This window comes from Methylocystis sp. IM3 (assembly GCF_038070105.1).
In the GTDB taxonomy this organism is placed as follows: Bacteria; Pseudomonadota; Alphaproteobacteria; order Rhizobiales; family Beijerinckiaceae; genus Methylocystis.
Genome location: NZ_JBBPBZ010000006.1, coordinates 1 through 19,054, shown reverse-complemented (window position 1 = coordinate 19,054; position 19,054 = coordinate 1). Strand labels below are relative to the sequence as shown.

Genomic DNA, 19,054 nt, shown 5'->3' with positions numbered 1-19,054 from the left:
CCAAAAACGATCGGGAACGTCTCGCCGTCCTCCAGCGCCTGCCGCGCGAGCGGGCGCGCCCGGAGGCTAACGCAAGACGCGCGTCCTGTCGCGTTACAAGTGACGAAAATGTTTCTGCACGCAACGGAAGGGGCCGATATGGCTTTGGGGCGCATCCGCCGCCTGTGGGCGCGGGCCACCTTGTTTCTGGCGGCGAACAGCCGCCTCGTGCGCCTCGCGCTCTGGCTTTCGCGCGCCATGGGCGGGCCGGGACGCTAGCGCGGGCCGGATTGGCTCCCGCCCATGAGCCGCGCGGCTTCGGCACGCAGCCGCGCCCAGATGGCGAGCGCGTGCGGCTTCGCCCAGTCGAAAAAGGCGGCCATCGCCTTCACCGCCAGGCGAAACGCCGTCTTCGCCCCCTCCACCGTCCGGTCGAACCAGGGCAGCAGCGCGCTGTCGGGCGGGAGTTTCGCGCGCAGCCAGGCGACGGCGTCGTGAAGGATCTGGGCGAGGGCGGCCCACAGCAGACCCCATGGGTCGTCCTCGATCCGATGCGCGGCCGTCTCGCGAAATCTGTCGAATTCCGCGGCGAGCTCGTCCCGCCTGCGGCGCTCTTCGTCGAGCTGGCGCACGAGATCTTCGGCCCGCGCCGCCTCCGCCTCCGCCCGGCGCGCGCTGTCATGCGCCTGCTGCGCATTGTGCTGCGCGTCGAGCTGGGCGTCGTCTATTTCCCTGACGGATTCGTCCACCTGCAGCGCCATGGCCTCGAATTGCGACAGCAGCTTGTCGCGCTGGTCGGTCACGTCGCGCAGGCGCGTGAGCAATTCGTCGCGATCGAGTTTCTCGTGCGCGTCCTCGGCGGGGCGGGGCGTGGAGCCATCGGACAATTCTTCCTCCTGCGGCTGGTTCGGCGCTCGGCCGAAGCATGCGACGCGCCAGAAGTCGATCAAGGCGGCGTCCGGTCGTCCGCTCTTTCGAAGACAGTGAAAGAAACGATTTTCTCTTCGAGAAGGTTGCACCTCTCTCTCTTCGAGAGGGCTGCGCCCGCCGACATCTCCGCACGGGCGCAAGGCGCGCTCATCCCATGAGGGGCGGCGCGTCGGACGACGGCCGCGCCGGGGAAGCGAGTTCCTCCGGCGCGTCCGCGCCAGCCTCTTCCCTGTCCTCGCGCCCGTATCCGTATCCATAGCCATAGCCATAGCCGTAACCATAGCCCGCGCTGGCGTCGAATTTGGTGAGCACCACGCCGAGCGTCGTGGCGCGGGCCTGTTGCAGCAATCTGACCGCATTATGCGCCTGGTCGATCCGCGTCTCTCCGGCGGCGACGATCAGCACCGTGGCCGCCACCGTGTTGGACAGCAGAAGCGTCTCCGCCGGCCCCATCACCGGCGGCGCGTCGACGACCACGAGATCGAAGACCTCGCCGCTTCCCGTAAGCAGCGAGGCGAAGCGGGGGCCGCTGAGAAGCTCCACCGGATTGGGCGCCGTCGGGCCCGAGGTCATGACGAAGAGATTGTCGCGTCCGGACGGCTGAATGGCGTCGTTGACCCCGCAATTGCGCGACAGATAGGTGGTGAGCCCGACGCTGTTGCCGAGCCCGGTTTTGACATGCAGGGACGGCTTGCGCAGATCGGCGTCGATGACGAGCGCCTTGAGGCCCATGGCGGCGAATTCGCGCGCGATGCCGAGCGAGGCGCTCGATTTTCCCTCGGCCGGATTGGCGCTCGTGACCATCAGCGTTTTCGGCACGCCGTGTTGCGTCGAGAAGCGCAGCAGCAGGCAGACGGCGCGAAAGGCGTCGGAGACGGCTGACGCGGGATTCTCGGCTTCGGTTTCGAAACTGTGCTTGCGGCTCGGCCTCGGAATGACGCCGAGCAGCGGCAGGCCCGACGCCTGTTCCGCATCGGGCGGCAGATGGACGCGGTCGTCGGCATGGTCCAGAGCCCAGGCGAGGGCGACGCCGACGCCGAGCCCGAGCGAAAGGCCGATCAGAAACCATTTCAGGGGATCGGGCCGGATCGGCGCGCGCGGGAGCCGCGCCTTGCCCACGACAAGCACCCGGCTCGCGCCGCCGCCGCCGATGTCGAGCTGCTTGTACTGCTCGAGCAGACTGTCGTAGAGCGAGCGCGTCGCGTCCGCGTCGTGTTTCAGGATGTTGTACTGAATGCCGTGTCTTTGCAGTTCGAGCATCTCGCCGCGCAGCTTGTCGACTCTCTGCCGCATCTCGCCTTCCTGATGCAGCGAGGCTTCATAGGCGGCTTTCAGCGAGGCTCTGACGGTTTTCACCTCGGCGGCGAGCTGGCGGTCGATTTCCTGGAGCTTGCCCCTGAGCTGGATCATGGTCGGATAGTCCGAGCGAAAGGTCTCGGACTTTTCGCGATACTCGGCGAGAATCTGTCGGCGCTGGCTGCGCAGCTCCTCGACGGCCTTGTTGGCGAGGATTTGCGGCAGGTCCTTCGATTCGTCTTCGACCTGGCGCCAGAGCTCCCCGTTTCTGATGCGCTCGGCGATGAGGCCGCTCAGCGCGGCGCTGGCGGCGGAGAGATTGCTCTCGGCGACCGAAACCTTGTCGTTGGTGCTGACGATGCGTTCCTTTTCCGCAAAGGCGAGCACGGCCTTGTCGGCGTCCTCGAGCCGATGCTTGAGCTGCTTGATCTGATCTTCGAGCAGGGTCTTGGCGTCGGCGTTGGCCTCGAGCCGCTTGTCGCGATTGACCGCGAGGGACGCCTCGCCATAGGCGCGGGCGATCCCTTGCGCGCGCGCCGGATCGCGATCGGTGACGGTGATGTCCACGAGATGCGTCGGCTTGAGCGCCGCGACCGCGACATGGGCGAGGATCGTCTCGGTCGCAAGCTCCTGCTCGGATGGTTCGGCTGTGCGTACCGCGCGGCGCGGGCCGCCGGACGCCACGCCGCCGCCGCCTCGCGTCTGCGTCATGGCGGCCACCCGTTCGGCGAGATCGCGACTCTTGAGGAGCTCCACTTCGGTGTCGAACCAGGACTCGTCGATTTCGAGGAGCTGGAACCCGCCGTTCTTGCCGAAAGTGGAAATGCCGCGGTTCAGTTGCAGCCGAACCGTCGATGCGTAGAGCGGCTCCTGCATGAGCGCCCGCATGAGTCCCGCGAGGCCGACGACGACGGCGATCCCGCAGATCAGCCATTTCCGCTTTTTGAGCAGGCGCAGAAGCTTGCGCAGATCGGCGGCGGGGCCTTCCACGAGCGAGGCGGCGATGTCGGCGTAACGATATCCCTCCCGCGGGCTGTAGGACCCGCCCACCGTCAGGCCGCGCGCGGGCGCGTCGCGTTCGGCCGGCGGTTGGCGGCGAGGCTCATCGCTCATCTCGCGGTTTCCGTTCGCGCGCATCTTGCCTTTCGTGACGAGCCTTGCGGCCGCTGCTGTAACGGGACAGGCGACAGAAATTCGTGTCCGCCGCTCAAGGGCTCGTCCGATCGTTCGATCGCAACAAGAAGCCGCAGCTTCGCCATGAGACTCGCTTGGTGAAGGTCAAGTCGTCGCCGTGTAAAGGAAGCGCGTCGAACGCTCCCGTGAGGACAAGGACAAGAGGTTACGCTTACGCTTTACATCCATCCTGCCCCGCGCCGAGGAGACGCACAGCAAAACTACAGTTTATCGTTTAATTTTTATCTCGTCCCCGTCAAGCTCTCATGTAATCCTACAGCTCATGTAAGCGAGCTTGGACGCCGCCGATATTAATGAGCGCATGGGCCGGTTTGGATATTCTGCCAGAACAACGCCTCCTTCTGTTTTGCATCAGAACGCGTCTCGACGCCCATGCGCGACGTTGCGCGCAGGAGCTTGCGGCGCGCCGCGACCTCGACTGGAGCCGTTTTGTCGCGCTCGCGATCCGGCACGGCGTCGCGCCGCTCGCGCACGCCCACATCGACGCGCTCGCCTGCGGAAAAATGCCGGCCCCGCTTCGCGGCGAGCTTGAAACCCGCAACAAGGCGGTCGCTTTCCGCAATCTCTGGCTCACGGGCGAACTTCTCCGGCTGGATCGCGCCTTCGCCGCGAAAGGACTCCGGCCGGTTTGGTTCAAGGGTCCGGTTCTGGCGCAACAGATTTACGCCAATGTTCTCATGCGGGAATTTTCGGACCTCGACCTTTTCGCGCCGCCCGATCGCCTCGGATGCGCGACGCGCGCGCTGAAGGCCTGTGGCTATGAGCCGGTCCATGCGCTTGCGTCTTCGCGCCATGAGCGCCTGCTGCGGAGACTATCGAACGAACTCTGCTTCGTGAATCCGGTCTCCGGCGTCTGCGTCGATCTGCACTGGGCGCTGACCGAGAATGATTATTCCTTCGCCGCGCGCGCGCCGCTCGCGACATGCGCGATCGAACTCGGCGGCCGTTCCATCCTCACCTTCGGCCCCGAGGAGACCCTGTGCTATCTCTGTTTCCATGGGTCCAAGCATGGATGGGCGGCGTTTCGTCACATGAGCGACGTCGCCGATTTCATTCGCCGGCGTCCCGATCTCGACTGGGACCGGCTGATGTCGGGCCGATTGCCGATCGGCGCGCCCCGGATGCTCCAGCTCGGACTTGTCCTCGCGCGCGCCTCTCTCGCCGCGCCTCTTCCGCCGGCCGTGGCGGCGTGGGCGGAATCGGATCGACGCGTTTGCGCGATCGCGCGCCGGATTCGCGCGCGTCGCGACCTGCCGGCGACGCTTTTCGAACCGTGGACCTATCTTGCCGTCATGCCGCGCGGCGACAGGCTGCGCTATCTCGCGGCGGCCGTCCTGCGTCCGACTCCGCTGGAGCTCGACGCCGTCCTTCTGCCGGATCGCCTCTTTTTTCTGTATGCGCTGCTGCGTTATCTGCGGCTGGCGCGCAAATACGGCCTGACGCTTCTCACGCGATCACGTCGAGCAGGCCCGCCGCGCGCAACCGGTCCAGAAATTTCGCCACATCGGCGCGGCAGCGGTCTTCGTCGACCTCGAAGCGCTCCATGACCGCCGCGCATATCTCGTCGATGCGGGCGGGCCGGCGCAACGCCTCCCAGATGCAGGCGCCGACGCGATCGGTTCCGTAATAGAGCGAATTCTCGAGGTGGAGGATCACGGTTTCCTCATCCAGATCGCAGGAGACCTGATTGTTCGCCTGCCGAATGCGGGCGGCTGGATCCATTGAGTTCACCTCCTGTGGCGCAGGTTACGGCCTTGCGCTTTCGTCTCCTAACCGAAGCGGCGCGTTGCGTCTCGTTCTTTCTCATCGCGGCCGGTCGCGGAGCCAGGCGTCGAGCAGTCTGACTTTCTCGAGGGACTCGACCGCCGTCGGCGCCGCGCCGCCGATCTGCAATCGCGCCGCGTCCACGTAGCGCGACAGCGCCGCGTTTGCAGAAAGGGGCCTTGGCGTCGCGGCGCGCGCGGCGACCGCGAGAGGATCGACGGCGAGGGGCGTTTTGTCGCGCGAAAGGATTTCGTCGGGAAGCCTGCCGCGCATGGCGTCCCGGATCAGGCGCTTGCGCCTTGCCCAGGGGATCGGCGGCGTCGCCAGCATGAAGGTCAAAACGTCGAGGTCGAGATAGGGGTGGCGATAATCGAGCGCCGAGCCCGCAATCACGGGGTCGATGTGTTCGAAAAGCCTTTGCCAGACCGGGCTGGCGAAGGACCGCATGGCGGCCGGCCGCCAGGGGTGAGACGCTGTCGCGAGCCTTTGCGTCCGGCGTTCGGCAAGACCGGCGCGCCGCGCGAAATCCGCGTCGATCCACGGCGGCGGATCGTTTGGCGGCGCGCCGTCGATCCGCCGCGCGAGACGTCCCGGCGCCTCGAGGACGCGCATCCAGTCGCGCGGCGGCTTGTCTCGAATGTAACGCCCCACGGCGCCGGCGAATCGGCGCCAGTCGCCCTGGCCGGCGAGCCAGCGCAGATAAGACAGCCATTCGAATGTCAGCGCATTGTCCGGCCCTTCGCCGAAGAGCCAGACCGTCGTCTGCCGCGCCATGTCGGTCTCGATCGCCTGCCGCGCGGGCGCCTTCGCCGTGGGGCCGCCGGGCTCCGCCGTGGGGAGATGCGGCGCCTCGGCGTGCAGCTCGCAGATGCGGTCCATGGCGGCGAATTTTTGCGAGAGTCCCAGCCGCGCCGCGACGAGCGCGCTGAAACGCGCTTCATCGTCCTGAATGAGCCGTTCGAAATGGCTCGTGAAGGCGACGACGCGCGCCGCGTCGCCCGCGACCTCGACGGCCTTCGCCGCGAGCGTCGTCGAATCGAGGCCGCCGCTCATCGTCACGCCGACCGTTCCCGGCGGAAGGCGATCCCTGACGGCGCGCGCCAGCGTCTCGTGGAAGCGATCGAGATAATCCTGCGGCCTTTGCAGAAAAAGCGGCGTTTCGATTTCGAGCGACCAGTATCGCCGTATGGCGCCGCCGTCGCGCGACGCGATGAGCAGATGCGCCGGCGGCAGGCGCTTCACATGGCTGTACACCGTCCGCTCGAAATCCTGACAGAAAGGTTCGAGCAGGAAATCCGCGATCCACGCGTCGTCGAGTTCGTTCGTGAGGCGCGACGCGCGCGCGACGACGTCGAGCGAATCGCCGATGACCCATCTCCCTTTCGCCTGCGCGTGAAACAGCGGCCGCACGCCGAGCTGATCGCGCGCGCAGAACAGGCGTCGGCGCGGCGCGTCCCACAGGACGAAGCAGAAATCCCCGCGCAAATGATCGACGCAGCCGTCGCCCCATCGGCCATAGGCGCGCAGGCACAGCGCGGCGTCGGACGCCGACGCCGGCGCCCCCAGCGCCGCGCGAATGTCGTCGCGCCGGTCGAGCCTGATCCGGCCAATGAGCTCGAGCCCGTGCAGGGAGGCGTCGTGGGCGTCGTCCTTGCCCGCCTGTTCATGGCGGGCGCGGCCGGCGTCGCCAAGCTCCGCCGGGTTCGACAGGAACATGGCGAGCTGCGGCGCGCCGGCCGATGCGCGCTCGACGCGCTCGACGCGCCCGGCGCACGCCGGCCAGAGGCCGCGCAGGTCGTCATCGACCGGCGCGCCGTCTTCGTTGAAGATTACGAGAAACGCCATTCGTCCTCGCTCCGGTCGGACCGCCAGGCGGCGAGCACCGTGTAGCCGGCCGCCTCTGGGCCGCCGACCAGAGCGGCGCCGTCGTGGACGAGCCACGCATGGGCGAGGAGCGCGCCACCCGATTTATCGACGCCGATCCTCAGCTCCGAGACATGGCCGGCGCGCGTCATCATGCGCTGAAGCGCGAGCGCCTTGCACAGGCAGGTCACGCCGCCCAGCCTGCGCGCCGCGGCTTCGACCGCCCAAACGAGCCGCTCGACTGGCGCCGCTCCGACGCGCCGCGTCGGCCGGACGGCCCAGGCGCCCGTCTTGGTGAAGTCTCGCCGCCGCAGAGAAAGGCGGCAGATCACGATCGTCGCCGCCGCCTCCGTGAAGAGCCGCCAGTCCGATGCGCTCCGGCGCCGGGCCAAAGCCGCGCGCCTCATGCGCCCGTCCCTGCTGCGTCCGCCGTGCGGAAGATCGCGGCGGCGACCTCTTCGAGCGAAACGAAATCGCGCGGATAGGCGAGCGCATGGACGGGCAGGCGTCTCGCCAGGCGTTCGACGAAGCGGAAATGACGTTCGAGCCGGCCGGGCGTGCGCAGCGCATTGTTCATCGTCGATCCTCCGATCGTGCGAAACAGCTCCAGGCCGCGCAGGCGCGTGAGCGCGATCCGGCCGTCGCCGCCGCTCTGCGGCGCCCGCAGATGATAGAGGGCGACAAGGGGCTGCGGATCAAGGGCGGGCTCCGCGAGGCCGAGATCGTAAACGAACTTGTCCCGCATCGGGCTCCATCGCCCGGACGGCGACGCGCCGGCGAGGAAACGCGTCGCGGATTCGTCGAAGAGCTTCAGCCGATGCGGCCCCGGATAAGCGCGCGGCGCGTCGGCGCCGCCGATGCGCAGAACGTCGTCGGTGACGATGCGCGCGCCCTTGGTTCTCAGGAACGAGGCCAGCGTGGACTTGCCCGAGCCGCTCGCCCCCAGCAGGCCGACGACGCGTCCGCCGATATCGACGGCGGTGGCGTGCAAGGTTTCCTCGCCGCGCAGGAGAAGCGCCGCGCTGACGGCGTAATTGAGCAGATAGGCTTCGACATAGTCCAGCGCATGCGCGCCGAAGCTGCGGCACGAGATGCGGCCGCCGTCGGGCGCGACGAGGAGGTCGAAGACGCCCGACCAACGCATGTAGAGGCCGCCGTCTTCCAGAAGAAGCTGGTGGACGGGCGCGTCGGCGTCGAGGGCGAGACCGGCCAGACGGGTGTCGAATTCGCGGCCCCGTCCGCGCGCGATCCTGATCCTGTCCCCCGTCGCTCCGTCGCGCGCCGCGGGCAAGGCGAAGCTGACGTCGGAGTCGAGCGTCACGCCGTAAACACTGTAACGGAACGGGAGCGCCGCGGCCAATTCTTCCCCTTGCAGTTGAGAGCAAGCAAGTCATATGTCATATTCAGCGTGATTTTAAGCAGACAGTCACGCGGTTCGATCTGCTCGGGAAATCATGCGGAGATAGCCGGCATGGACAGTTTTTCCGCAAGCGGTCCGGACGGTCCGGGCGCGGCGCCAAAGCGGGTGCAAAAGCAGGTCTACACTACGCCCGAACTCAGGGAATATGGCGACCTCAAGGAGATAACCCTCCGCTTGAGCACAGCGGGAGCCCTGGATGGAGGCTTGCTTCTCTCGATCCTGCAATTGTTGCGCACGAGCGGTCTGATCCTTTAAGGCGCCGGTCCGGGATCGGCTCATCCCGGCGCAAGCTGCTGCGCCGCGCCGAATGCGGCGGTTCTCCACAATCTCGACACCGCGAGAAGCCGCGAGGCGTCCCGTCCGCTGAGGATCTCGCGAAGGGCGCTGACCAGTTCGGGGGAGTCGGTGATGTCGAGGCACAATTCGCAGATGCCCGTATATTCCGCCCGGCGCGTGAATGCGCTCATGTCGGCCCCATGGCTTTTCAGCAGGTGGTAGAGTCCGTAGGGGCCGAGATTATAGATGATCTCCAGGATTGGATCCTCGAGCGCGCGCGACAATATCCGTTCGAGCGGCTCTTGCCTGGCGTTTCCTAGCAGCAGAGGCGACGGCCTGCGGCAGAACCGCGCCGGCCCGCAGCAGACATAGACGTTTCCGTCCGGCTCCACCACCGGCGAAAACACCGTGTTGCAGACCCCGCGCGGCGGCTCCTCCTCGAAACTGAAATGGTCCTCGGGAAGGGACGTCGCGCGTCCCAGCCGGATGACCTCATGTCCGTCCGGCGAGACCGGCAGGCCGTCGAAGGTCCTGTGATAGGCGTCCATGTCGCCCTTTGCGGCGACGACGGCGCGCACATTGACCTTGACGCCGAGATCGACGGCGATCTTCGCAAGCGTCGCCGCGCCGTCGGCCTTCGCAAAGGCTTCGTGATAGCGGTCCCATGAAATGCACAGCCCGTCGAGTCCGGCGTCGACCAGCGTTTGGAGCCTCGCGCGCATCGTCGCTTCCGTGCGCGCCCAGCCGGCTCCGGTGACGAGCGACACGTGCAGGCCGAGGCGTTTCGCCTCGCGGATCAATTCGGCGATGTCCTTGTAATGCAGGAAGGGCTCGCCGCCGGTGAAACACAGTTGCGCGCCGAAACCGGCGATGGCCGGCAAATAGTCGCGCGCCTCGCGCAGACGCATCCGCTCCTTCGCCTGCGGCGACGACTCCGTGATGCAATGGGCGCACGCGAGCGGACAGGCGCGCGTGTAGAGCAATCCGACGACTTTGTATTCAGGCAATGAAACGCTCCGCTCGACGGCGCCCCGATCCGGTTGGACGCGCCGGCGACCCTTGCGAAACCTAGCGATCTTCGAATGTAACGGCAACTCGAACCGGATCGCTTGTCGAACGCGTATTGTTTGGGCGCCCGGCCCCGCTTGCGCTCCGGCGTCGTTTCGGGGCGGCGCGCCGCGCGACAGGGGACGCCCGCGCGCGCCGCCCCGGCCGGGCGCGGTCAGAACCAGCCCAGAAGGGCGGCGAGAAAATCCCTGAGAAAATCGAGCATTGCAATTCCCCCTCTTCGCTCGCGTCCAAACGCTCCACGCAAGACAACGTCCAAGCGCCGCAAGGGTTGCAACCAAGCGGCGGGCGCCCCCAAAGCGCCGCGGAACATCCCGCCTCCTCGCCCGTTGAGCGGCATTCGGCGCGGAGAACGACATGACGGGCAGGCTGGCGGCAAAAGCGGCGGGCAGGCTGGCCGTGGGGGCGCTCGCCTGCGCCGCGTCGGCCTGTCCGGCCTTCGCTTTCACTTGCGGCGCCCGGCTCGTGACCGAGGGGCTGAGCGCCTATGAGGTGCTCAAGATCTGCGGGCCGCCGGCATGGATCAGCGCCCCCGCCAATCCGATCGAGCAGGAGGCGTGGATCTATGACTTCGGGCCGACGAAATTCCTCAGAAGACTGACCTTCCAGAACGATCGTCTGGTTCGGATCGAGGAGCTGGGGCGCGGCGGCTGACGGCGGATCGGCGTCGAAATCGAATGACAAAGCGCCGCCGGCGGCTACGATTCGCCCATGAGCTCCCTTGATTCGACGGCGGCCCCAACCGGCGCCCCAACCTCTGCCCCCGCCCCAACCTCTTCTGCCTTTGTCCCAACCGCCCCTACCCCTGCCCGGCGACGCGGCCACGCGCGCCGGGCCGCGGCCGCGCCGGCGGAGCTGGCCGAGCCTCAGCCCTTTCCGCAATGGGCGCGGGTTCCGGACGCGGGCGACGGCGCGGCGGCGTTTTTCGCCGGGGCGGGCCTCGCCCGTTTCGACGCCGTCCTGCGCGGCGCCGCCGCGGGCGCCGAGCCGCCTTTCGCGGGGGTCCTGCGCCAGCGGCTCGCGCTTTCGGCCGCCGCCGCCTGCGCGGGCTTTGCGCGGCTGCGCGAGGATGCGGGCGCCCTGCGCGACGCCGAGCATCTGGCGGCGGCGGAAGGCGGGGCGACGAGCCCGGCGGGGCGGCTGCACCGGCTGTTCCGGCTCTGCGCGGCGCGCCCCGCCGGTCTCGACGCGCAGACGCTGGCGCGCGCCGGCGCGCTGCTCGGGCCGCTTTTCGACGCCGACGCGGCCGCCGCGGCCTTGCGGGAGAGCGTGGCCGCCGCGCCCGATCCGCTCGCCGCCGCGGCCCGCGCCAGCGCGGCGGCGCCGGCGCTCTGCGCCGCGGGCGGCGGCGTCGAGGCGGAGATTTTCGCCCTGTTCGTCGCCGATCTCGCCCTGGCCGCCCGGCTCGGCTGGGCGCGGCCGGTCCCCTTGCTGGCTGTCGCCGTCGCGCAGGCGTCGCCGCGGCGCGGGCCCATCGCCAGACGGCCGCGCCCGGCCGACGCCGACTGGCCGGAGGCGGTCGCCCGCGCCTATGGACTCGCCGCCGCGCAGGCCCATGCGCGCGCCGCCGATCTGGCGCGGCGGGCGGACAGGCTCCTGCGCGTCGCGCCGGGATTGCGGGCCAGGGGCGCGGGCCGCGTCGTCGAGATGCTGCTCGCCGACGACGGCGCGACGCCCCTGGCCGCGGCGCGCGCGAGCGGCATGTCCGACCGCGCGGCGCGGCGCCTCTTCGACCGCCTGGTGGCGCTCGGGGCCGCGCGCGAACTCACCGGGCGCGCGGCCTTCCGGATTTACGGCCTGTGAGCCGCCGTCCCGCGAAACCCGCCAGGGGCCTCGACCGCGACCTCGCCGACCTGCCGGAGGGCCTGCGCTGGCGCGAATGGATGGGGCGCGTCGAGGCGGCGATCTTCGCCTCTTCGGGCCCGGCGTCGCGCGAGACGCTCGCGGCCCTCGTCGGCGACGCCTGCCGGCTCGACGATCTTCTCGCCGACATCCGCGCCGAACTGGGCGGGCGTCCCTATGAGATCGTAGCCGTCGCCGGGGGCTTTCAGTTTCGCACGCGCCCGCGCTACGCCGAGGCGCTGCGCGCGCTCGGCGAGGCGAAAGACGCCGGGCCGCCCGCCTTCACCAGGCTCGAAATGCTGGCGCTCTCCGGCGTCGCCTATCAGCAGCCCGTCACCCGCGCCGAACTCTCGCGCCTGCTCGGCTGCGAGATTTCCCGCGACATTCTCGGCCGCCTGAGCCGCGCCGGCGTCATCGCGCCCGGTCCGCGCGCGCCCGCGCCCGGCGCGCCGGTCGCCTGGGTGACGACGCCGCGCTTCCTCGAGGTCTTCGCGCTCGCGAGCCTGTCCGATCTGCCCGACATGGACGCGCTCGACGGCGCGCTCGGACAGGCGGCCGACGCGGCGATCGAAGCCGCGCTCGACGACGCGCTCGGAGTCCACGAGGCGGAAGACGCCGCCTTCGACGAGACCGAGGCCGAGGGGTGAGCGACGGCGCGCTTGGGGGGCGCCGTCCTCATCACGAAAGGACGGCGGCCGCCGCGAGCGTCCACGCCGTCGCCGCGAAGCCGATCGTCGTGGCGACGCAGCTTGCGACGATGGCGGCGAAGAAGGGCGCGGGCGGCGCCTCCTTGAAGGCCGGCCGCGCCGCATGGACGAGAAAGGCGAAGGGGTTGAAGACGGCGCCGAGGCAGGCCGCGGCGATCAGCCAGCCGGCGGGCGCCGCGCCCGTCGCGCGGCACAGGCCGTAGAAGACGAAGAGAAAGAGCGCCATCATCAGATAATCGATATGGGAGCGCACGAGATCGGCCCGGTTCGGCAGGAGCCGCGCCAGCGCGTCGCCGGGGGCGCGCAGCGCGACGAGCAGCCAGGCTTCGATCAGCGCCATCGACAGGCAGAGGGCGCCGCATAGGGCGAAGGCGGAGAGCGGCATGGCGCTAGTTTCCCTCCCGGTCGAAGAGGCGCGCGAAATCCTGCGCGCAGAGCGTGCGCAGGACGCTCAGCCTGTCATCCAGCGCCTCATAGAGCGCACCGTCGCCGTGGATCGCGAAGAGAACGATGGCGTCTTCCGCGCCGCCGCCCTCGCGATGGGGTTCGTCCGAGGGCGGCGCGACCGTGAAGCGTCCCGCCGGCCGGATTTCCTTCAGCCGCCCGTCCGGCTCGTAGATGCGATGTTCGCCGCGCAGCGTCATCGTCTTGTTCATCGTCAGATGCCGGTGGAGAAGGATCTTCCGCCCGGCGGCGAATTTGAACAGGACGTGACTGACGCGGTTCGTCTCATCCATGTCGAGAACGGACAGCGCCAGATGGTCGATTCCCTCGATCTCTTTCCATCTGACATGTCGATCGTCGAAGGCGAAGGCGGTCATATGTTCATCTCCACTGTCTCGAAGCGTTCTGCGCGGTCGAGACTGGCGCAGGCGGGCGCGCCGCGCCTAGGGCGGAACGCCCCGGCGCGGCCGGGCAATTTGCCCTCGCGGCCCGTCGTCGATCGGATCGGACAGGAACGGCGGGGCGCATGGCGCGTTGAGCGCGGGGGGCGACAAGGGAGTCCCACATGAAACTGGCAATCGCATCCAGCGCCGTCCTCGCCATCGCTCTCTCGACGCCGCTGCAGGCCCAGACGATGCGCCAGCAGAGCCAGCAAAATCCCGCCGCCACGGCGCCCCTGACCCAGGCCGAGCGGCTCACGACGGATCAGTTCATCACCCAGGCGTGGAACATCGGCCAGTTCGAAATCCAGGCCGGACAGGAGGCCGAAAACAAGGCGACCGGACAGGGCTTCAAGCAATTCGCCCAGATGATCATCAACGATCACACCAGGATGAACGACGAGCTGAAGTCGCTCGTTCAGAAGGCGGGCGGAATGCAGCTTCCTGGCGCGCTCGACAATGAGCGGCAGGCGGAGCTCAACCAGCTCAGGGCGAGCGCCGAGCGCAACTTCGACAAGACCTTCCGCATGCAGCAGATCAAGGGCCATCAGGAGGCGCTGAGACTCTTCCAGAGCTACGCCTCGAACGGCGACGACGCCGGGCTGCGCAGCTTCGCGCAGAATTCCATCGCCATGCTCCAGAAGCATCTGGACCAGGCCGAGAGTCTGCGCGAACCTTCGGGCGTGATGTAAACGCACGCGCGCCCCGAAGGGCCGAAATGACCGCCGCTGGAGGATCGGAATGAACCGCACGGGCGTTCTCGTCGTCGGCGCCGGACCGACAGGCCTCGCGCTGGCGCTGTGGCTTTCGAGACTGGGCGTCGCCGTCAGGATCGTCGACCGCGACGCGGGGCCCGGCGAAACCTCGCGGGCGCTCGCCATCCATGCGCGCACTCTTGAGCTTTATCGCCAACTCGACCTCGCCGAGGCGGTGCTGGCGCGCGGCCGGCGCGTGCCGGCGGTCAATCTCTGGGCGCGCGGCGAAAAGGCCGCGCGCATTTCCTTCGACGCGGTCGGCGCGGGCCTCACCGCCTTCCCCTTTCTGGAAATCTTTCCGCAGGACGAACATGAGCGCCTGCTGATCGACCGCCTCGCGACATTCGGCGTCGCCGTCGAGCGCAACACCGAACTGATCGGTTTTTTCGACGAAGGCGACGGCGTCGGCGCCAGGCTGCGCGGCCCGGACGGAACGGAGGAAATCTGCGAGGCGACCTATCTCGCCGGATGCGACGGCGCGCATTCGACCGTGCGCGGGCTGTTGCAGGCGGGCTTTCCGGGCGGAACCTATGGGCGCGTGTTCTATGTCGCCGATGTCGAGGCGTCCGGGCCGGCGCTCGACGGCGAGCTGCACATCGACCTCGACGAGGCCGATTTTCTCGCGGTGTTTCCGCTGGCCGGCGCGGGACGCGCGCGGCTCATCGGCACGGTGCGCGACGAGCGGGCCGCGCGCGCGGAGACGCTGACATTCACGGATGTCGGCGCGCGCGCCATCGCGCACATGAAGGTCGCGGTCGAGACGCTCAACTGGTTCTCGACCTATCGCGTGCATCACCGGGTCGCGGAGCATTTCCGCTTCGGCCGCGTGTTCCTGCTCGGCGACGCCGCGCATATTCACAGCCCCGCCGGCGGCCAGGGCATGAACACCGGCATCGGCGACGCGATCAATCTCGCCTGGAAATTCGCCGCGGCGCTCGGCGGCTTCGCGCCCGACAGCCTGCTCGACAGTTACGAGGCAGAGCGGATCGGCTTCGCGCGGCGGCTCGTGGCGACGACCGATCGCGTCTTCAGTTTCGCGACCGCGGAGGGACGCGTCGCCGATCTGATGCGCACGCGCCTCACGCCGCTGCTGCTGCCGAGGCTCATGGCGCTCCAGCCGGTGCGCGATTATGTCTTCCGCACGGTTTCGCAGATCGCGCTGAACTATCGCGGCGGCCCGCTCAGCGAGGGCTCGGCCGGCGCCGTCGCGGGCGGCGACCGTCTTCCCTGGGCGCCCGACGGGACGCGCGACAATTTCGCGCCGCTTTCGGACATGTGCTGGCAGGCGCATGTCTATGGAGCGGCCGGGCGCGCGCTCTCGGCGTGGTGCGACGATCGCGGCCTGCCGCTTCATGTCTTCGGCTGGGGGCCGGCGCCGCTTGCGGCGGGCCTGGCGCGCGACGCGCTCTATCTCGTCCGGCCGGACGGTTATGTCGCTCTCGCCGATCCCGCCGGCCAGCCCGCCGCGCTCGAGCGCTATTTCGCCCGGCAGGGGCTCGTCTGGGCGCGGCGCGACCGCCGGTCGGCGGCGGAATAGGCCACGCATGTGATGGATATGCAACGATATGAAATAAACCATCGCGGACGGCGCCCTTCGCGCCGCCGCCGCCGTTGACCATGGACAGCATCGCCGGCAAGACTGCACGACAGTCATGGACTCGTTATGAAAACGGTGGAGTCCAATGCACGGCGTGGAATTCTTTCTGATCCTTCTCGTCGGCGCGCCGCTCGGCGCGGCGATCTGGCTTGGCGCGACGGTCTGTCTTGGTGCGACGGTCTGGCCTGGCCGGCGGGCAATGTCCCCCGGGCGTCTCGGAGCGGGTCTCCTCCTTGCAGGAGGCGCCGTCTGGGCGGCGTTCACATTCGATCTCTTCGGCCCGGCGCCCATGCGCACGGCCGGTCCGTCGTCGGCCGAACCTCTGCCGGCCGAGGATCTCGCGCCGCGCACGACGCCGGCCGAGGCGGCGTCTTTCGAAGACGACGGTCCGGCGCTCCTGCCCGGCCTGGATCGGTGGACGGCCGTCTACGACATTGCGACCCATACCGTCTATCTCCCGAATGGAACGATGCTCGAAGCGCATTCGGGACTGGGCGCCAGGATGGACGATCCCCGCTATGTGCATGAGCACATGCGCGGGCCGACGCCGCCGAGCGTCTACGCGCTCGAACTGAGGGAAAAGCCTTTCCACGGCGTCCGCGCCCTGCGCCTCAAGCCGCTGGACGAGCGCGAGGTCTATGGACGCAAGGGCCTGCTCGCGCACACCTACATGCTCGGGCCGAGGGGCGACTCGAACGGATGCGTGGTTTTCAAGGACTACAGCGTCTTCTTGCAGGCCTTCGACGCCGGCGAGCTGAAACGCCTGGCCGTCGTCGCGCGGCTCGACAGGGCGATTCTTCTGCAACTCGCCCAGGGGCCGCAGCAGCGCCGCCCACAGGCGAGCGTCGCGGCCTCTGGCGCCGTATCGACGCAGTAGAAAGAGCTTACTTCTAAAGCGTCTTCATTTCGGCTTGGTCGCCTTCGTGACGCATTCATGCTCTTCGCATGCGGCCTCGGTGTCGTGCAGGCTCGAGCCGAGGCAGAACGGGTATGTCTCGACGAGACGCTCCCGCGCCTGCGCGGCGTGGCGCGCCGCCACCGCAAGGTCCGACTGGCAGGGGACCGAAACCATTTCGCACTCCTTCGCCGACCCGCATGTGAACCATGCGGCCGGCAGATCGGCGTCCCGGCGCAGGCGCCTGTCGTAATCGTCGAGATGATGCGCGAAGGCCGGCCGCGCAAGCGCGACGAGGGCCAAGGTCGCCCGCGCCATCTTCATGCCCGCGGCTCGCGCGGATTTTGTCGCAGCACGTTTCATTGCAAGGCAAATGTCACACAGCCGCGTCGTCGAGCTTGCCATACGGCGCCGTCTCCGATTCAATAAGATGCTGACCTGTATCGTCTAATGGGGGCGGACATGTTTTTGGGCAAAACGCGATTATTTCTGACAGCCTTCTGTATCGGAGTGCTCTTTTCCTCAGCGGCTTATGCCGCACCCTTCCGGGAGCCGCCGGTCTTTGCAAGCCGCAACGGCCGTCTCGATATTGTCATGATTGCAAAACCCAAGCCCGTCGAGGCGATCGATTTCCTTCCGCCGGGCGCGCGCGCGCCGATCCATCCGACCGGATGGGTCTATGACATCTGTTACCGGATGCGCGACGAACAGACGACGTGCCCCGCCTATGCGGCTCCCTCGTCGGACTTCGGCGGCGTTCGCCTCGCGCTGAAAAAGGGCGATCTGCTGAAAGTTCGGCTCGTGAACAAGCTGCCGGCGCAGGACAAGGCGAAAGTGTCGCATTACTGGAATCTGAGCCTGCCGTCGGTTCCCGATCCGCACGGAATCAACCTGCCTCTGACGCCCCTCAATCTGCATACGCACGGGCTCGTCGTCGAGGCGCGGGCGCCGTCGCCCAGGAACCCGACCTGGGGCGACAACATCTACGTCGATCTCTACAATCCTCAGAACGGGCGTCCGCTGCCGCAGCCCCATCAGCATGGCGCGGTGGTCGATGGCGGCGTTCTCGATTATGAAATCGACATTCCGCGCAACGAGCCCTCGGGCGCCGACTGGTATCATCCCCATGTTCACGGCGTCACGGCGGACAGCCTGTCGAGCGGACTGGCGGGCATCATCTCGATCGGCGGCGTCAACGACTATCTCGGCGGCGGATCGAAATGGGGCTTTTCCTTTCCCGAGAGCCAGGTGCGTCATCTGACCCTGAAGGACATGCAGGTGCTCGCCGCGGGCGCCATCCAGTTCGCACAGGGCACGGCGAATGTCACGCTTCCCGTCTCCAATGGCGAGGTGCTGAACGATCAGCAGGACCCGGCCTTCTGCACGCAGCTGCCGGGCGCCGGAGAAATCCGGCGGGGCTCCTGCCCCGGCGCCGACAATACGAGTTCGGGCGACAATAATTACACCGGCGGACGTTGGTATTTCCCGGTCAGCGGCACGGTCTTCCCGACGATCGAGGTGAACCGGCCGGGCGGCGAGATCTGGCGCATCAGCAACATCGGCGCGAGCGCAACCTACAAGCTGCGCATCCAGGACAATCGCGGCGCCTATCCGATCGTGGTGCAGCTCATCGCCGTCGACGGCGTCAGCATTCACGTTCCCGCCGGCACGTCGCAAGGCGACGAGGTGACGCTCGGCGGCGCGCGCTTCACCGTCGTCCCCTGCCCGGTCAAGACGCCCCTGGGCTTCAAGGCCGATCCGATCTGCGTCAAGGATTTCGTGATGATGCCGGGCGCGCGCGCGGAGGTGTGGGTCACCTATCGCGACAGGGACGGCAGGATCGCGACGCCGCCGGGCGGCGGCGCGACGGCGACCTTCCAGACCGTCGGCATCACCACCGGCGCGAGCGGCGTCGGCGATCCCTGGCCCGCCGTCGATCTGGCGGAGGTGAGATTCGGCCGGGGCAATGTGAGCAACGGCCTCGTCGCGCTCGATCTGCTCGGCGACGCGCTTGCGGCGAACCGCCCGCAAGGCATTTTCTTCGAGAAAGTGCCCTATGCGCGGCCCGCGCCGCCGCCGCAAAACTGCGCGCCGCTGCCGGAGGGCTTCCGGCGCAGGATCTTCTTCGGACTCGTCGATACGTCCAATCCGAACGTCTTCGGCCTCGGCTATGAAATCCTCGACAGAAGCGGCGCCGTCGTGCCGAACTCCTCGCTTCCGGTCACGGCCTTCGATACGTCGAATCCCTTCATCTGCCTGCCGCTCGGCGCCGGCCAGACGCCGGTCCGGGAAGTCTGGGAGATCGTCAATCTCGCAACCGAGAACCACAATTTCCACATCCATCAAACCAAGTTCCGCGCCATTCAGCCAAACGCCGCGAACTCGCCGCTGTCGCCGACGCTCGATCCGCGCATCGGCGCCGGCGTGATGGAGGACAATGTGCCGCTCCAGATCACGACCTTCAGGACTCCGGCGATCCGGGACGCCGTCATGAACACTCAGAACGGCTATTGCACGATCGGCCAGTGGCGCAGCGGCGACTGTCTCATGAAGCCGCAGATCGTGGACATTCCCTTCGCGGAGC

Annotated in this window: 19 protein-coding genes and 1 pseudogene; 10 read left to right on the top strand and 10 right to left on the bottom strand. The window is 68.1% G+C overall.

Annotated elements, in window-relative coordinates; genetic code table 11:
• Window positions 1-108: 108 nt before the first annotated feature.
• Window positions 109-258 carry a hypothetical protein gene (locus WOC76_RS23550; protein ID WP_341431624.1) on the top strand — a complete coding sequence of 50 codons (150 nt, stop codon included), beginning with the start codon at window positions 109-111 and terminating at the stop codon, window positions 256-258.
• Here WOC76_RS23550 and WOC76_RS23545 read toward each other — a convergent pair.
• Together WOC76_RS23545 and WOC76_RS23540 are read right to left on the bottom strand one after the other, a co-directional pair.
• Window positions 255-866 (bottom strand): hypothetical protein, encoded by a 612-nt coding sequence (locus WOC76_RS23545; RefSeq protein WP_341387329.1) that lies wholly within the window; start codon window positions 864-866, stop codon window positions 255-257. The two genes, WOC76_RS23550 and WOC76_RS23545, sit on opposite strands and share 4 nt — an antisense overlap.
• Before the next feature lie 190 nt (window positions 867-1,056).
• A complete protein-coding gene (locus WOC76_RS23540; RefSeq protein ID WP_341387330.1) occupies window positions 1,057-3,318 on the bottom strand; it encodes a GumC family protein in 2,262 nt (753 codons plus the stop codon).
• A 374-nt stretch (window positions 3,319-3,692) separates the two neighbouring features.
• Between WOC76_RS23540 and WOC76_RS23535 the strand changes: the two genes are divergently transcribed.
• Window positions 3,693-4,946: a nucleotidyltransferase domain-containing protein gene (locus tag WOC76_RS23535; RefSeq protein ID WP_341387331.1), complete on the top strand. Its 1,254-nt coding sequence runs from the start codon at window positions 3,693-3,695 to the stop codon at window positions 4,944-4,946.
• Here the strand turns inward: WOC76_RS23535 and WOC76_RS23530 are convergent.
• From WOC76_RS23530 to WOC76_RS23515, 4 genes are all read right to left on the bottom strand, one after another.
• Window positions 4,846-5,121, bottom strand: a complete 276-nt coding sequence (locus WOC76_RS23530; protein ID WP_341387332.1) for a PqqD family protein — start codon at window positions 5,119-5,121, stop codon at window positions 4,846-4,848. The genes WOC76_RS23535 and WOC76_RS23530 overlap by 101 nt on opposite strands.
• Window positions 5,122-5,202: 81 nt before the next feature.
• Window positions 5,203-7,008 carry an asparagine synthase-related protein gene (locus WOC76_RS23525; RefSeq protein ID WP_341387333.1) on the bottom strand — a complete coding sequence of 602 codons (1,806 nt, stop codon included), beginning with the start codon at window positions 7,006-7,008 and terminating at the stop codon, window positions 5,203-5,205.
• Complete coding sequence (locus WOC76_RS23520; RefSeq protein WP_341387334.1) at window positions 6,993-7,433, bottom strand: lasso peptide biosynthesis B2 protein; 441 nt, start codon at window positions 7,431-7,433, stop codon at window positions 6,993-6,995. The genes WOC76_RS23525 and WOC76_RS23520 overlap by 16 nt, the downstream gene beginning before the upstream one ends.
• Complete coding sequence (locus WOC76_RS23515) at window positions 7,430-8,386, bottom strand: hypothetical protein (protein ID WP_341387335.1); 957 nt, start codon at window positions 8,384-8,386, stop codon at window positions 7,430-7,432. The genes WOC76_RS23520 and WOC76_RS23515 overlap by 4 nt, the downstream gene beginning before the upstream one ends.
• Before the next feature lie 111 nt (window positions 8,387-8,497).
• Here WOC76_RS23515 and WOC76_RS23510 point away from each other — a divergent pair, with 111 nt between their 5' ends.
• The gene (locus tag WOC76_RS23510; RefSeq protein WP_341387336.1) at window positions 8,498-8,701 is read left to right on the top strand and encodes a hypothetical protein; all 204 of its coding nucleotides are present in this window, start codon (window positions 8,498-8,500) and stop codon (window positions 8,699-8,701) included.
• Window positions 8,702-8,721: 20 nt separating this feature from the next.
• Here WOC76_RS23510 and WOC76_RS23505 read toward each other — a convergent pair whose 3' ends face one another.
• On the bottom strand, window positions 8,722-9,729 hold the full coding sequence (locus WOC76_RS23505; protein WP_341387337.1) for a radical SAM protein: 1,008 nt from the start codon (window positions 9,727-9,729) through the stop codon (window positions 8,722-8,724).
• A gap of 418 nt (window positions 9,730-10,147) precedes the next feature.
• On the opposite strand from WOC76_RS23505, the gene WOC76_RS23500 reads away from it, so the two are divergent.
• From WOC76_RS23500 to scpB, 3 genes are read left to right on the top strand one after another with little or no spacing between them, the layout of a single operon-like run.
• A complete protein-coding gene (locus tag WOC76_RS23500; protein WP_341387338.1) occupies window positions 10,148-10,444 on the top strand; it encodes a DUF2845 domain-containing protein in 297 nt (98 codons plus the stop codon).
• A 57-nt stretch (window positions 10,445-10,501) separates the two neighbouring features.
• Complete coding sequence (locus WOC76_RS23495; RefSeq protein ID WP_341387339.1) at window positions 10,502-11,593, top strand: DUF1403 family protein; 1,092 nt, start codon at window positions 10,502-10,504, stop codon at window positions 11,591-11,593.
• Window positions 11,590-12,279, top strand: coding sequence for an SMC-Scp complex subunit ScpB (gene scpB, locus WOC76_RS23490; protein ID WP_341387340.1), 690 nt, complete (start codon window positions 11,590-11,592; stop codon window positions 12,277-12,279). Before WOC76_RS23495 ends, scpB begins: the two co-directional genes overlap by 4 nt.
• A gap of 31 nt (window positions 12,280-12,310) precedes the next feature.
• On the opposite strand, the gene WOC76_RS23485 is transcribed toward scpB, so the two are convergent.
• On the bottom strand, window positions 12,311-12,724 hold the full coding sequence (locus tag WOC76_RS23485) for a hypothetical protein (protein ID WP_341387341.1): 414 nt from the start codon (window positions 12,722-12,724) through the stop codon (window positions 12,311-12,313).
• Window positions 12,725-12,728: 4 nt separating this feature from the next.
• The gene (locus tag WOC76_RS23480) at window positions 12,729-13,160 is read right to left on the bottom strand and encodes a regulator (RefSeq protein ID WP_341387342.1); all 432 of its coding nucleotides are present in this window, start codon (window positions 13,158-13,160) and stop codon (window positions 12,729-12,731) included.
• A gap of 188 nt (window positions 13,161-13,348) precedes the next feature.
• Between WOC76_RS23480 and WOC76_RS23475 the strand changes: the two genes are divergently transcribed.
• From WOC76_RS23475 to WOC76_RS23465, 3 genes and pseudogenes are all read left to right on the top strand, one after another.
• The gene (locus WOC76_RS23475) at window positions 13,349-13,915 is read left to right on the top strand and encodes a DUF4142 domain-containing protein (RefSeq protein WP_341387343.1); all 567 of its coding nucleotides are present in this window, start codon (window positions 13,349-13,351) and stop codon (window positions 13,913-13,915) included.
• Window positions 13,916-13,964: 49 nt separating this feature from the next.
• Window positions 13,965-15,515, top strand: coding sequence for an FAD-dependent monooxygenase (locus tag WOC76_RS23470; RefSeq protein WP_341387344.1), 1,551 nt, complete (start codon window positions 13,965-13,967; stop codon window positions 15,513-15,515).
• 469 nt (window positions 15,516-15,984) lie between these two features.
• Window positions 15,985-16,452: pseudogene (locus WOC76_RS23465) on the top strand (DUF2778 domain-containing protein); the annotation flags it as partial.
• Between the two features lie 24 nt (window positions 16,453-16,476).
• Here WOC76_RS23465 and WOC76_RS23460 read toward each other — a convergent pair.
• Entirely contained in the window at window positions 16,477-16,794 is a 318-nt protein-coding gene (locus WOC76_RS23460; RefSeq protein WP_341387345.1) for a hypothetical protein, read from the bottom strand.
• 270 nt (window positions 16,795-17,064) lie between these two features.
• Between WOC76_RS23460 and WOC76_RS23455 the strand changes: the two genes are divergently transcribed.
• A partial coding sequence (locus WOC76_RS23455; protein ID WP_341431623.1) for a copper oxidase occupies window positions 17,065-19,054 on the top strand: 1,990 nt, incomplete at its 3' end.